Origin of the sequence: Clostridium sp., assembly GCF_017888565.1 — a bacterium.
Classification (GTDB): Bacteria; Bacillota; Clostridia; order Clostridiales; family Clostridiaceae; genus Clostridium.
The window spans coordinates 1-13,698 of sequence record NZ_JAGHFX010000097.1 but is presented as its reverse complement, the minus strand read 5'-3'; the positions used below and the strand labels follow the sequence as shown (position 1 = coordinate 13,698).

Annotated in this window: 13 protein-coding genes, 1 pseudogene and 1 other annotated feature; of the genes and pseudogenes, 4 read left to right on the top strand and 10 right to left on the bottom strand. The window is 26.5% G+C overall.

The genetic code is table 11. The features are described 5' to 3' along the window. Window positions 1–171: 171 nt before the first annotated feature. Window positions 172–395 (bottom strand) — a binding site (T-box leader). A gap of 112 nt (window positions 396–507) precedes the next feature. Beyond that, window positions 508–633 (bottom strand): CPC_1213 family protein, encoded by a 126-nt coding sequence (locus J7M87_RS18780; protein ID WP_008679326.1) that lies wholly within the window; start codon window positions 631–633, stop codon window positions 508–510. A gap of 96 nt (window positions 634–729) precedes the next feature. Beyond that, on the bottom strand, window positions 730–1,674 hold the full coding sequence (locus J7M87_RS18775; RefSeq protein WP_291653514.1) for a carbohydrate kinase family protein: 945 nt from the start codon (window positions 1,672–1,674) through the stop codon (window positions 730–732). A gap of 250 nt (window positions 1,675–1,924) precedes the next feature. On the opposite strand from J7M87_RS18775, the gene J7M87_RS18770 reads away from it, so the two are divergent. After that, complete coding sequence (locus tag J7M87_RS18770) at window positions 1,925–2,281, top strand: tetratricopeptide repeat protein (RefSeq protein ID WP_291653512.1); 357 nt, start codon at window positions 1,925–1,927, stop codon at window positions 2,279–2,281. A 37-nt stretch (window positions 2,282–2,318) separates the two neighbouring features. On the opposite strand, the gene J7M87_RS18765 is transcribed toward J7M87_RS18770, so the two are convergent. From J7M87_RS18765 to J7M87_RS18755, 3 genes are read right to left on the bottom strand one after another with little or no spacing between them, the layout of a single operon-like run. Next, entirely contained in the window at window positions 2,319–3,389 is a 1,071-nt protein-coding gene (locus J7M87_RS18765) for a transglutaminase-like domain-containing protein (RefSeq protein WP_291653509.1), read from the bottom strand. A gap of 23 nt (window positions 3,390–3,412) precedes the next feature. Next, window positions 3,413–4,048, bottom strand: a complete 636-nt coding sequence (gene recX / locus J7M87_RS18760; RefSeq protein ID WP_291653507.1) for a recombination regulator RecX — start codon at window positions 4,046–4,048, stop codon at window positions 3,413–3,415. 16 nt (window positions 4,049–4,064) lie between these two features. Further along, window positions 4,065–5,303 (bottom strand): pitrilysin family protein, encoded by a 1,239-nt coding sequence (locus tag J7M87_RS18755; RefSeq protein ID WP_291653505.1) that lies wholly within the window; start codon window positions 5,301–5,303, stop codon window positions 4,065–4,067. A gap of 357 nt (window positions 5,304–5,660) precedes the next feature. On the opposite strand from J7M87_RS18755, the gene J7M87_RS18750 reads away from it, so the two are divergent. After that, window positions 5,661–6,335: a response regulator transcription factor gene (locus tag J7M87_RS18750; protein WP_291653503.1), complete on the top strand. Its 675-nt coding sequence runs from the start codon at window positions 5,661–5,663 to the stop codon at window positions 6,333–6,335. Further along, window positions 6,319–7,833 (top strand): HAMP domain-containing sensor histidine kinase, encoded by a 1,515-nt coding sequence (locus J7M87_RS18745; RefSeq protein ID WP_291653501.1) that lies wholly within the window; start codon window positions 6,319–6,321, stop codon window positions 7,831–7,833. The genes J7M87_RS18750 and J7M87_RS18745 overlap by 17 nt, the downstream gene beginning before the upstream one ends. Window positions 7,834–7,874: 41 nt before the next feature. Here J7M87_RS18745 and J7M87_RS18740 read toward each other — a convergent pair whose 3' ends face one another. Together J7M87_RS18740 and J7M87_RS18735 are read right to left on the bottom strand one after the other, a co-directional pair. Beyond that, window positions 7,875–8,012, bottom strand: coding sequence for a hypothetical protein (locus J7M87_RS18740; RefSeq protein WP_291653499.1), 138 nt, complete (start codon window positions 8,010–8,012; stop codon window positions 7,875–7,877). Between the two features lie 207 nt (window positions 8,013–8,219). Beyond that, window positions 8,220–10,415 (bottom strand): DNA topoisomerase III, encoded by a 2,196-nt coding sequence (locus J7M87_RS18735; RefSeq protein ID WP_291653497.1) that lies wholly within the window; start codon window positions 10,413–10,415, stop codon window positions 8,220–8,222. A 234-nt stretch (window positions 10,416–10,649) separates the two neighbouring features. On the opposite strand from J7M87_RS18735, the gene J7M87_RS18730 reads away from it, so the two are divergent. Further along, on the top strand, window positions 10,650–11,048 hold the full coding sequence (locus J7M87_RS18730) for a hypothetical protein (protein ID WP_291653495.1): 399 nt from the start codon (window positions 10,650–10,652) through the stop codon (window positions 11,046–11,048). Between the two features lie 306 nt (window positions 11,049–11,354). Here J7M87_RS18730 and J7M87_RS18725 read toward each other — a convergent pair whose 3' ends face one another. The 3 genes and pseudogenes from J7M87_RS18725 to J7M87_RS18715 form a co-directional block, all read right to left on the bottom strand. Next, entirely contained in the window at window positions 11,355–12,098 is a 744-nt protein-coding gene (locus J7M87_RS18725) for an SDR family oxidoreductase (RefSeq protein WP_291653493.1), read from the bottom strand. Window positions 12,099–12,124: 26 nt separating this feature from the next. Further along, the gene (locus J7M87_RS18720) at window positions 12,125–13,057 is read right to left on the bottom strand and encodes a dipeptidase (RefSeq protein ID WP_291653491.1); all 933 of its coding nucleotides are present in this window, start codon (window positions 13,055–13,057) and stop codon (window positions 12,125–12,127) included. 13 nt (window positions 13,058–13,070) lie between these two features. After that, a pseudogene (locus J7M87_RS18715) lies at window positions 13,071–13,698 on the bottom strand (serine/threonine protein phosphatase); the annotation flags it as partial.

Sequence of the window (13,698 nt, the reverse complement as noted above, 5' to 3'; positions counted from 1 at the left end):
GATAATTAATAAACTTTATTATATGTACTAAATGGTAATAAAGTATTAAATTGAAGGTTCATACTTTAGATTCACATAATTAATTTATAAATTCATTTTTGTAATTTAGAAATAAAATAAAATTATATAATCTTGATTATTAATTTTAAGCAATAAAAAAAGCCTTCATCACAAAAGGACGAAGACTCGCGGTACCACCTTTTTTCTTAATATAAATTTTTTTATATTAAGCTCTTTATTTATTAACGACTAAGAAAGCCGCCTTTACTTACTTTAGTTCAGTAAAGATGCTCAAAAGCTACCTTCAGGATACTCTAATATAGAAGGCTTTCAGCCGATGACCTTCATTCTCTTTATATATTGTATTCCTTACTCCTCTTTATCATTGCTTTTATAATATGATTTTGTAAGGTTATCTTATAATATATTATTATTTTTGTCAATATTGTCCTTATAATAAAATAAATAAAAAGATGCTATGATATTATAGCATCTTTTTATTATTTACTAAATTATAAAATCTTTTTTATCATGCTCTTTTGCTTTTGGCTCTCCAAAAGCTGCTTTTACACTTTCCACTTGTGGATTATGATTAATATGTTTCTTATGACTATTCTTTGATTTCTTACCCATTTCTTTCACCTCCAAGTTTATATACTTAGGTTATGTAAAAGAAATTTATTTATTTTATTTAATCTTAAGAAAGAAAGTGAAAATATGTAATTATTATTATCCTTCAATCCATTCCATATTTTTTATAAACTCATTAACAAAATTTTCACTCATACTTGGATTAATAGTTTCTTCATGAGTTATTGTAACTATTGACATAGCAATAGCATATTTAACAGTATCCTTCATAGAAAGATTATTCATATATCCATATCCAACACCAGCAACAAAAGAATCACCAGCACCTGTAACATTTTTAACTTCTACACTACTAGTTCCTATCTTTCCTTCTTCCTTAGAGTTTTTATAATATATTCCATCCGCATCAAGACTTATAAATACATTTTCAACTCCTAATGATAAGAAATAATCTGCTGCCCTTCTTAAATCATCATCATTTTCAATTTTAAACCCACATAAAACTTCAGTTTCCAACCTATTTGGCTTTACAGTATGAAAATATTTAATTAAATGTTTTATTTTCTCTGCTTTTGTAGCTGAAACTGGATCTAAAATAAATTTTGTTTTACCTTTAAAAGTAGTTAAAATATACTCTAAAAGTTCTGGATTATCAGAATCTAATATTGTGTATTCAGCATTTTCAATTATATGAGATTTAGAATCAATAAAAGAACTTTCCATCTTATCTAAGCTGTCCATATCAACTATTGCAGATTCCATTTCTCCATTCTCATTTAAGATTGCCATGTATGTTGGTGTATACTCATCTTCTAAAATCAATGAGTGTTCCATGTTATATCCTATTAACTTTGAATTTTCTAGGATATTTCTTCCTTGATCATCTCCACCTAAAATAGAGATAAACTCCGTATTAACATTTACTCTTGCTAGGTTTTCTGCAATGTTTCTACATACTCCACCTAAAGATATTTTTATATTTCCAGGTATTGAGTCTCTTTCATGATATTTTTTTCTACTAAAACCTATTATATCTACTATTGACGCTCCTAATACTAATATATAAGGATTATTATTACACATACCATCTCTCCTGCTCTTTAAAATCCGTTACTAAAAAACATAAATATATTATATTAGAGAAATATAAAAAAATAAAGTCAATTTTACAAACTTTGTCGAATTTTATTTTTTAATAGCACTTATTATCAATATAATTTCTTTAAAAATTTCTAAATTTTGCTACACTTTCTTTTAAAATTCATATATTGAATATTAACTTATTCAGCTGTCAATAATTTAAATACATATAATTATCGCTTGGAGGGTAAAAATGAATTACTTTAATGAAGGTAATAAATACTATAATCTTAAGGAATATAAAAAAGCAATTGAATATTACACTATGGCAATTGAAAACAATGAAAGCACAACTTGCTCTTACTACAACTGCGGAGTTTGTTATATAAAACTTAAGAATTTTGATTCAGCAATAACAATGATAAAAAAAGCTCTTGCTATGCAGCAAGAAAGCAAATATTTCTTTAACTTAGCATATTGTTATGCAATGAAAGAAGAAATAAAAAAAGCATTAATTTATTTCAACATAGCTTGGTCTTTAGATAGTTCTGATACTGATTGTGAAAAAGCAATAAATTTAATAATGTCTAAAAACAAAAAAGCATTATAACCTTAAGTAGGTTATAATGCTTTTTTAATTTATATATTTAAAGCCATTCTCCTGCTATTTGAGCATTTAAATGATCTTCATTAAAGTCTTTGTTATCAAAGTAATCTCCTGCTAAATAAAATGTTGGATCAACATTAATCCAAATCCCTTCATCTGCAAGATACACCTGATTCCATGCATGTGGTCCATAATTTTGACCATCAAATGCATCTCCAGTTACTATTCTACTTCCTAAGCCAACTGATTTTGCCATTGCTACATAAAGACATGCATAATCAAAACAAATTCCACTTCTTGTATTCCAAGCTTCAATTGCTCCACTATTAGTTACACCTTCTGGTCCTAATGCCTTTTCGGCTTTTGTAAAATCATATTTTATATTAGATCCTATCCATGAATATAACCTTTTTGCCTTTTCTCTATCACTTTTAGCATTTCCTATTATTTCAATTGCCTTTTCATCTATTTCTTTTGATGATTTAATACCGTCTTCTAAGGTAACCCCATTATAATATACTATCACATTGGAATTTGCCGGAATATACTCTTTAAAATCATCATAAGATAGAACCGGCTTATTAATGGACATAATACTTTCTAAAGTATTATATCCATTAATACTGTTAAACAAATTGATTTTCATACTTCTTCCAAAGGTTGTATTATAGGTGATTATTCCCATAAACATTATTAAAATAATAACGAGTCCTTTTAAAAATCCAAAAAGCGATGAAAATAATACTATTCTTAACTTACCTTTGCTTAATAATAATTTATAAGCTTTTGTTAATGGTTCACTTAAAGATTTTAAAATCCAATAAATTATAGTTTGTATAGCTAAAAAAACTATCCCTAATATTAATGCTTTAAATAAATTATTATTAACTAAAGTAACATTAGAATTATCACTCACAAACTTCAATATTGCTAAATATATCTTATCTAAATTTGTAAGCATAATTAAAAATGTTATAAAAATAGAAAAATAATAAATTAATCTAGTTAAAGAGTACTTAGCACTTCCTTCTTCTAAAGCCCCTTGTATACTACCCTTTATTGAAAAAAGCATTAATATAGCACATAAAATATAAGCTAAATATGTAACCATTAATGTCTCTCCTTTTTAATAATCTACATATCATCAGTATTTGTTACTCTTTTTACAACATATGATACTATATCGTAATCATATCCTTTTGATAATAGAAATCTATATATCTTTTGAGATAACTTATATTTGTCAGATTCTCTTTTTGATAAAACATTATACTTTTTTAATGCCATATTATATGCTACTTCTCTTTCTTCTTCTTCATCTATGTTAGATATTTCTTCTTCTATAAGGTTATCGTTAATCCCTTTTTTTATTAGATCATATTTTATCTTCTTTTTACCTTGTAGTCTACTTCTATCTTTAACATACATTTTCACATAATTTGTATCACTTAAAAAATTATATTCTTTTAAAAAATTTAAAGTTTTATCAATTGTTAAATTATCATATCCTTTTAATAAAAGTTTATTCCTTAGCTCTTTTTCACTCTTATATGACTTTTCTACTATTTTAAGTGCAGCATTCTTACATTTTATATAATCATCTTCTTTAGCAATAGATTTTATTTTTTCTAAATCAATTTTTTCATTTGTTTTAAGTGCTTCTTTATATACCAATTCAGCACTTAGAGAAAATGAATATTCATTATCGATATATATATTTACTCTTTCTTTGTTTCTCTTTTGTACCTCTATTTTTGTAATAATATCCATAATTATCTCCAATATTTTAAGATTTTAATATATGAATTGTTGGATTACTTAAAACTTCTCTAGCAACTTCTTGAATTTTATTTATATCAAGATAATGTAGCTTTTCCATATCCTTAACAAATTCATGTAAGTCCTCTCCATCTAATCCTTGATGAAGCATATAATTACATAGCTCCGAAGGATCTTCTAAAGTCGAAATAACAGCTGTTTTATGAACTTTTTTCATAAGCTCTAAATCCCTTTCACCAATTGATAAACTTCCGCTTTTAACTCCAGATATTGTTTCATTTATTGCTCTTACAGCTGCATCCAAATCTTCTTCTCCAACTGCTGTATAGATATATAAAGTCTTAACACTATTAGTCATATCTATACTCGTATAAATATCATATGCAAGTCCTCTTTTTTCTCTAACTTCTCTAAATAGAAGTGAATTAGAGCTTTCTCCTAATCTATGATTTAAAATTCTAAGAGGAAGTTCTAAATCTCTATTTAAATTATAGAAAGTATATAAATAAACTATTGTATTTTGCTCTATATTAGATTTAGTTGTTGTTATAGACTTACATATATTCTTTTCTTCTAAAACATTCTTTTTAATTTTTTCTCCAGGTTTCCATCCCTCAAAAATCTTTTTTACTTCACTCAATGCTTCTTCATGATTATATGAAGAGACTACTGTAACTAAAGCGTTATTTGGAATATAATGCTTCTTATAAAAATTAGTCAAATCATCTCTATTATAATTTCTTACATTTGCTTCAATACCTGCAACATCATATTTTAATGGACTTTTATTAAATGCTACTTCGTTTGTTCTTTTAAAGCTTAAATCTTCAACATCATCTTTGCTAGTTCTCATTTCTGCAAGTATTACGCCTCTTTCCTTCTCTAATTCTGCCTTGTTAAATGAAGGATTTATAATCATATCTCCTAAAATTTCTATAGCATTTTTAAATTCCTCTTCCAAACAGCTTATAGTATATACTGTAGATGTATAATCTGTATATGCATTATACTCTCCCCCTAAAAACTCTAGCTCATCATTTAATTCTTCATAACTTCTTTTTTTGGTTCCCTTAAATAACATATGTTCTATAAAGTGAGAAATTCCCTTTTCATTCATATTTTCATAAAGTGATCCAACCTTAATCCCAACATTTATAGCTGATATTTTTGTATCTTTTTTTATTGTTATAACTTCTAATCCATTATCTAAAAAATGTCTTTCAACATCAAAATTCAATTTAAACATATTAATCCACCCATTCTTCATACTACTTGATTATTAAAAATATAATATGACTATATTCTAAATACAATACTATAATTATATATATGTTTCAACTAAGAATCTACATTATTAGTCTTTTTAAATCAAATAATTACTTACTATTTATAAATACTCAAATAAAATAATTATAATCAAAGTCTATCTTTATTTATTTTTATGAAAACTTTTCTAATATTAATACTATTTATTAATATTAAAATATAATTCGTTTTATAGTTAAGTAAATATTACTTTTTATTTAATTTACGCAATTAATCTTTACCTCATAAGTATTGACATTTATAATTATATTAAAGATTTCATAATAGGGAGGGTTTTATGCAAAAAAACATTTTATTAATAGAAGATGAAACTCGTATTAGATTTTTACTAAGAGATTATTTTTTAAAAGAAAAATTTAATATTATAGAAGCAGCTGATGGAGATGAAGGCCTTAATTATTTTATTAGTAATAAAATAGATCTAGTTATATTAGATATAATGATGCCAAAGGTCGATGGAATTACAGTTTTAGAAATGATAAGAAAGGTTTCTACAGTACCTGTTATATTATTAACTGCTAAAGGTCAGGAAGAAGATAAATTGTTTGGTTATGAAATGGGCGCTGATGATTATATAACCAAACCTTTTTCACCTAAAATACTAATAGCAAAAGTAAAAGCTTTACTTAAAAGAACTTCTGAAGATACATTTTCTGGTTTAAATGAATATGATGGTTTAACTATAAATAAATTATCTCATGAAGTTAAGGTAAACAATGAAGTTATAAATCTTTCCCCAAAAGAATTTGAACTTTTATCCTATTTATCTGATAATGAAGGAATCGCTCTATCTAGAGATACTATATTAGATAATGTATGGGGATTAGATTACTATGGAGATTTAAGAACTGTTGATACAAATATAAAAAGACTTAGAGAAAAGCTTGGAGACAAAGCATCTTATATAGTTACAGTTAGAGGAAGTGGATATAGATTTGAAGCACAAAAATAACTTTAACATATCAAAAAAATTATTTTTAATAACATTTGGATTAATATTTGTTTTATTAATATTTAGTATGCTATTTCAAATTCTATTTTTTGAAGATTTTTATTTAAATCGAAAAGTAAAAGGGATGATTAAGGAAGCTAGTAAATTTAGCACTTTAAATTCTTACTATACCGATGAAACTCTTTTAACTGAGGCATTAATTAGATTTGAACAAGAAACTGATTCTAAAGCTCTTATTCTTTCTTTAGATGGCAAAATCAGATTTATACCAAATTACGGTAAAAATACAGATGATTTTCAAGTTTTAACTGCATTTTGTACTGAGCTTATTAATGATAAACATCTTATTAATCAAGTTTTAATTTCTGGTAACCCACAAGCTAGCATTTTTGAAAATAAACTAAGTAATTCTAAGAAAATTGGTATTTTATCTCCAATGTCGTTATACTCTAAAAATGATTCTCTTATTGTATCTGTTTCATCAATGCAACCTATAAATGAAGCTGCTGGTGTAACTAAGGAGTTTTATGGATATTTGCTTTTAGGTTTTAGTATAATTGCTATTTTCTTATCATCTGTATATGCTAATTTAATTTCTAAACCATTAATAAATATAAATAAAGTCGCAAAAAGAATGTCTGCAATGGATTTTACAATTAAATGTGAAGCAAATTCTGATGATGAAATTGGTAATCTTGCTACAACATTAAATTTTTTATCCTCTACACTTGAAAATGCGTTAGATGATTTAAAACAAAAGAATAAAAAATTAGAAGAAGATATCGAGAAGGAACGTAAGCTTGAAGAAATGAGGAAAGATTTTGTAGCAAGTGTTTCTCACGATTTAAAAACACCTATTGGAATAATAGAAGGATATGCAGAAGGACTTAAAGATGGAATTGCAACTGGTGAAGATGCATTAGTTTACCTTGATACTATAATTGATGAATCACATAAAATGAATAAATTAGTAACTAATATGTTAGAACTTTCAAAGCTTGAATCCGGAGATATAGATTTAGTTTTAGAAAAATTCAATATACTTAGACTTATTCAAAAGCTGATTAAAAGCTTTTCCCTAGAATTTGCTTCAAAAAATATAAGCTTAGAATTAAAAACAAATCTTGAATACTGTTATGTAATTGGAGATGTATTTCAATTAGAACAAGTAATTACAAATCTTATAAGTAATGCTCTTAAATATACTCCTGGTGGAAAAGAAGTTATTGTAGAAGTAATTCCTAATAATGACTTAGTTAATATTTCTATCGAAAATAAAGGCGCTTATATTCCTGAAGATGAAATAGAAAATTTATATACTAAATTTTATAGGATTGATAAGGCTAGAACAACTTCTAAAAATAGTAATGGTCTAGGTCTTTCAATAGTAAAGAGGATTTTAACATTACATGAAAGTTCTTATTCACTCAATAATACAACTGACGGAGTTAAATTTGAATTTACATTAAAAAAAGCTGATGATTCAGAAATAATATAAAGGATTGTATCAAAAATTATTTTGATACAATCCTTTATAATTTAACCTTCTATTAAATTAAAATCCTGCAATTTTTTAATTTTTTTGCAGTGTGGACATATTATTAAACATTCATCTTTTAATTCCTCAAAAGTATATCCACATTTGCCACATGTGCAATCCAATTTATTCACTTCCATCTTCTTCACCCTCCTTGTACTTATATTTTTATCATAAGTTAAGTTTTTTATTTTAACTGAAAATAACTTTATGTTTATCATAGAAATTTTTCAGCAAATATATTATTATTTTGTATAAACATTCTAAAATTATTATAAAAAATTATTTTCTATTAAAAACAAAAGAAATAAGTATTTCTACCTATTTCTTTTGCTTTTATTATTGTATTACTTCTTTAAATTCATTTCACCTAGAAGAGCCGCAAAAGGATTATTATTAAATTCTTCTGCTTCCTTTTTCATCTTTTTCATTATATTGTTAACTGCTTTTTTATCTACCTTAGCATTTTTATCAAATCTCTTTTCAAATTGTGATGCTTTTTCTCTAAAGTTACAATTTGCCCCTGTGCAAACATATATTTTACCTTCACCTTGTCCCCTAAGCTCTAGTTTCTTTTTACATTCTGGGCATCTTGCATTTGTATTTCTACTTACGCTTTCTCTATATCCACATTCTCTATCTTGACAAACATTCATTACTCCATTTTTGCCTTTTACTTCTAAAAGATATTTGCCGCAATTAGGACACTTCTTACCTGTTTTATTATCATGAATAAATTTACTATCAGTTCCTTTTATAGCTTCAATTAAAGCTATAGCATAATTTCTCATTTCTTTTATAAATAAATTAGAATCTTCTTTTCCTTTGCTTATTCCATCTAATTTCTTTTCCCACTTTGCAGTCAATAATGGTGATTTAAGCTCTTTTGGAACTAAATCTATAAGTTGTCTCCCCTTAGATGTAGGTACAATTTCTTTGCCTTTCTTTTCTATTACAAAAGAATTAAATAATTTTTCGATTATATCTGCTCTAGTTGCAACAGTTCCAAGTCCACCTGTTTCATTTAATGTTTTAGCAGAATCTTTATCTACACTGATATATTTTTGTGGATTTTCCATAGCTGATAAAAGAGTTCCTTCATTAAATCTAGCTGGTGGCTTAGTTTGACCTTTACTTAAATCTACTGAGTTTATCTTTAATACATCCCCATTATTAAGCTTTGGAAGGAGTTGGTCTTTTAAATCCTCTTCTTTTGAATTATCATCTATTATTTCTTTATCATATAAAGCTTTCCATCCCTTTGATTTTATAACTTGCCCCTTTGCAATAAGGCTTTCTCCATTTATTTCTGCTTTAATATTTGTTTGTATATATTCAAAAGGAGGCATTAAAACGCTTAAAAATCTTTTAACTACAAGATCATATATATGTTTTTCTTCTGAACTTAAATTACTTAAGTTTGGCTTCTGTTCTGTTGGTATAATAGCATGGTGATCACTAACCTTGTTGTTATCTACAAAACTCTTACTCGCATTTATTTTTCCTTTTAATATATCCGAAGCTGCCATTCTATATTCACCAATAGATATTGCTTTTAATCTCTCTGGAATAGTTGAAACAACATCTGTAGATATATATCTAGAATCAGTTCTTGGATATGTTAAAATCTTATGATTTTCATATAGTCTTTGCATTATTGATAAAGTTTGCTTTGCTGAAAATCCCCATATCTTATTTGCATCCCTCTGAAGCTCTGTTAAATCATACAAAGCTGGAGAAAACTTCTTTTTAGGTGTTTCTGTTATAGATATTATTTTAGCATCATGTCCTTTTAAATTATTTAAAATTTTATTTGCTGCTTCTTCATTAAAAATCCTCAAATTATTATCTTTATTAACCCATTGAAGTGATATTCCATTTGCTTTTGCAGATATAGTATAAAAGTCTTTTGGTTTAAAATTCTTTATTTCATCTTCTCTATCAACTATCATAGCTAAAGTTGGAGATTGTACTCTTCCTGCTGAAAGCTGTGCATTATATTTACATGTTAATGCTCTTGTTGCATTAAGTCCAACTATCCAATCAGCCTCTGCTCTACATACTGCTGCTTTATATAAATTTTCATACTGGCTTCCTGGCTTTAAATTTTTAAATCCATCTAAAATCGCCTTATCAGTTTGAGATGATATCCAAAGTCTTTTTATAGGCTTCTTAACACCTGCTTTTTCTATAATCCATCTTGCTACAAGCTCACCTTCTCTACCAGCATCTGTAGCTATTACTATTTCTTCAATATCAGTTCTATTTAAAAGCTTTTTTACTTCATAAAATTGCTTTGATGTCTTTTTTAAAACTGAAAGCTTCATATACTTAGGTAACATTGGAAGAGTTTCCATACTCCAAGTTTTATATTTTTCATCATATCCTTCCGGATCTTGAAGCCCAACTAAATGCCCTAATGCCCAAGTTATTACATACTTATTTCCTTCAATATATGATCCTTTATTTTGATTACTTTTTAGAACCTTTGCTATATCTCTACCAACAGAAGGTTTTTCTGCTAGCACTAATACTTTTCCCATATTATTAAATCCTTTCTCTTTTAAGAGCTATATTTTTATCTCTTAATAAAATCTACCTTTAATTATTTTCTTTTAACTAATTAAACTATATCTAATTTATAATATTCTGTAAACCTTCTTTAAATAAACATTATATATAAGATATCTATATTTAAGATATCTTGGTGTTCATAATTAGTAAATTCCCATATTCAATGATATAATAAATGATAAAACAAATTAGGGGGAATATCTATGGTAGAAATACTAAAATTAATAGCTAACATCATTAATGACTTACATGATAAAGTTTTAGATATTATAAGCATCGCTGGATATTCATTAAATGATAAGCAACTTCACTTTATATTTATGGCTTTAATCGGAATAGTTATATTTGGAGTAACACAAATTTCCTTTAAAAAACTTGCAAAATATAGCATTACTGCAATATCTTTTATATATACCTTAACAGTTATGATAGTTATAGTTTTTGCTATCGAAATACAACAAAAACTAACAAATAGAGGTAATATGGAATTTGCTGATATTGCTTATGGTTTATATGGTTTCATATATATATTTCTTATCTATTTACTTATAAAAATTATTATAATAGTAATTAATAAAATATATAAGAAATATAAAAAATAATTATCTATTTTCCATATTGACTTATAATATTGAATATCACTTTAACATATAATTTTTATTTAAAATGAACTTATATTAGTAAAATTATAAAATACATATGATAATCTGATTATTAGTAAAAGGCTCAATCTAAGAAATCTATTTAATGTAAAATTTATTCAATTTCAAGTAAGCTTTATTGCCTTAAAAAGTTAATATCTTATTTTGTAAAAGGAGTCGCGTTTCGCGACCCCCTTTTAAACCATTGATTTTACTTGATTAAAGACATTTTTAAATTAAAATTTTAATTGTTGTCTATTATTAATTCTAAATAAGTCCTCCATCGACTTTTATTACTTGCCCAGTTAAATACTTACATGAATCATTACATATAAAAGCTACTAATTTTCCAATTTCATCAGCTTCTCCAAATCTCCCCATTGGTATTTCCTCTTCTAGTTCATTCTTTTCATCTTCACATAAAAAGGAATTCATTTCTGTATTAATTACCCCTGGCGCAATTGCATTAACCCTTACTCCCATTGGAGCAACTTCCTTAGCAAGTGATTTAGTAAACAAGTTTATTGCACCTTTAGAACTAGAATATACTACTTCACATGAAGCACCAACATCCCCCCATATAGAGGAAATATTAATTATATTTCCTTTTCCTTTAGAAATCATATGCGTAAGTGCATGTTTACTTAAGTACATAGCTCCAAGGATATTTACACCCATAACATTATCGATATCATCTTTTGAGGTATCCATAAATAACCCTATAGTAGATATTCCTGCATTATTTACTAATATATCTATTTTACCAAAGGATTCTATAATATAGTCAATCATCTCTTTACACATATCATAATCAGATACATTACACTTATATAACTTACCATATCCTCCTAATGCAATTATTTCTGCTAATGTAGTTTCTGCACCCTTATCATCTTTTGAATAATTTATTATCACCGTTGCCCCTTCTTTGGCTAATTCAATGGCTATTGCTTTTCCAATACCACGTGATGCGCCTGTAACTAAGGCTATTTTCCCTTGTAAGTTTTCCATCTTTTTCTCCTAGTTTTCAATTTATATTATAAACATTCTTTAATTACTCTTTTTATATTTTTAAAGAATATCTTATCAATTTCTGAATTTGTAAATTTTTCTTTTATTAAAGCATCTCTAAGCTTTCCTATTTCTCCAATATTTCTAATTTCTACTTCATTTTCAATTCCATCAAAATCTGTTCCCAGTGAAAGTATATCTATACCTCCAATATTCCTTATATGTTTAATATGTGATATCATGGATTCAATTGTAGGAACCTTTTCTTTGCCTAAAAATGGTGCACAGAAATTTAATCCCATAACGCCACCTTTATTAGCTAATTTAACTATCATATCATCTGTTAAATTTCTTGAATGATTAGTAATATATCTTGCATTAGAATGAGTTGCAATGAAAGGCTTCTTGCATATATCTACTAGATCATAAAATCCCCCATCTGATAAGTGGGAACAATCAGGTATTATTCCAATCCTCTCCATCTCATTAACTATTTCTTTTCCTTTATCAGTTAAACCATTATCTTTATATCTATATCCTGCATTTGGATAGCCTATACTATTTGGAAAATTCCATGTTAATGTTATGAATCTTATTCCCATATCATAAACTTCTTTTACTCTTTCAACTTTTCCTTCTAATACTTCACCTTCTTCTATTGATAATAAGGCCCCTACTTTCCCTTTATTATTTACTCTTTCTAACTCTTTTAAATTTGTTACTACTTCAATATCATTATAATTTTCTTTTAATTCTTTAATTAATACTTCATGCATTCTTTTAAATTCTAAATATGGATTATCTACTATATTTAATTCTATAAAATGTGCAAAGACCTGTGCTAATGCTTTTGCTTCCTTCAATTTTTTTATATCAACTTTGCAAATACTTTCCTTAAGCTTTAAATTTTCATATAATAACCTACTAGCAGTATCACAATGTAAGTCAATTGAGTTCATATATATCTCTCCTTTATTTTTTATTTTCTATTTTAATTTCAGTTCCTTCTTTAGCCTTATTTATCATTCTTATTCTCTCATTTCTTGCCCATAATAAGTAATCTTCTAGATTTTCTGGCCCAGTTATAACTTTTCTTCTTGCCCAAAGAACTCCTGATTCTTGTGATTCCACACTCCACTTTATAAGAGATATTTTTCCACTTTCTATTTCTATGGCTGTCATTGCATATGGTAAAACACAACAACCATCATTAAAGTATGGTGGTTCAAATGTTCCTGGCATTCTACTATTATGAGTATGTCCACAAAGAATCATTTTACTATTTTCTTTTGTCCATTTTTCAAGTTTCCTATCAACCTTACTTCCCTTTTTATTGTTTTTAGCTGGACTTGTTGGATCATTAAATCCTGCTAATCCATTTAGAAACTTCCATACATATCTTACTAGAAATCTTGATATCATCCAATAATCAGAATTAATTGGATCTGCTTGATGTCCATGGGTAACTAAAAATTTCTCATTTACTGGAGTGAATTTAAAATTTATACCTTCATGAAATTTAATATCTTTTATAAATTTCAAAAAATTTTTCCCATAATCAGCTCCAATTCTTCTTAATGCCCTATACTGTGTATTATAG

Bases quoted from the DNA above. Each gene is read 5' to 3' on its own strand.
- J7M87_RS18720 (WP_291653491.1), bottom strand. From the start codon at position 13,057: ATGAACTCAATTGACTTACATTGTGATACTGCTAGTAGGTTATTATAT.
- J7M87_RS18770 (WP_291653512.1), top strand. From the start codon at position 1,925: ATGAATTACTTTAATGAAGGTAATAAATACTATAATCTTAAGGAATAT.
- recX (WP_291653507.1), bottom strand. From the start codon at position 4,048: ATGGATATTATTACAAAAATAGAGGTACAAAAGAGAAACAAAGAAAGA.
- J7M87_RS18735 (WP_291653497.1), bottom strand. From the start codon at position 10,415: ATGGGAAAAGTATTAGTGCTAGCAGAAAAACCTTCTGTTGGTAGAGAT.
- J7M87_RS18740 (WP_291653499.1), bottom strand. From the start codon at position 8,012: ATGGAAGTGAATAAATTGGATTGCACATGTGGCAAATGTGGATATACT.
- J7M87_RS18730 (WP_291653495.1), top strand. From the start codon at position 10,650: ATGGTAGAAATACTAAAATTAATAGCTAACATCATTAATGACTTACAT.
- J7M87_RS18725 (WP_291653493.1), bottom strand. From the start codon at position 12,098: ATGGAAAACTTACAAGGGAAAATAGCCTTAGTTACAGGCGCATCACGT.
- J7M87_RS18780 (WP_008679326.1), bottom strand. From the start codon at position 633: ATGGGTAAGAAATCAAAGAATAGTCATAAGAAACATATTAATCATAAT.
- J7M87_RS18755 (WP_291653505.1), bottom strand. From the start codon at position 5,303: ATGTTTAAATTGAATTTTGATGTTGAAAGACATTTTTTAGATAATGGA.
- J7M87_RS18765 (WP_291653509.1), bottom strand. From the start codon at position 3,389: ATGGTTACATATTTAGCTTATATTTTATGTGCTATATTAATGCTTTTT.
- J7M87_RS18775 (WP_291653514.1), bottom strand. From the start codon at position 1,674: ATGTGTAATAATAATCCTTATATATTAGTATTAGGAGCGTCAATAGTA.
- J7M87_RS18750 (WP_291653503.1), top strand. From the start codon at position 5,661: ATGCAAAAAAACATTTTATTAATAGAAGATGAAACTCGTATTAGATTT.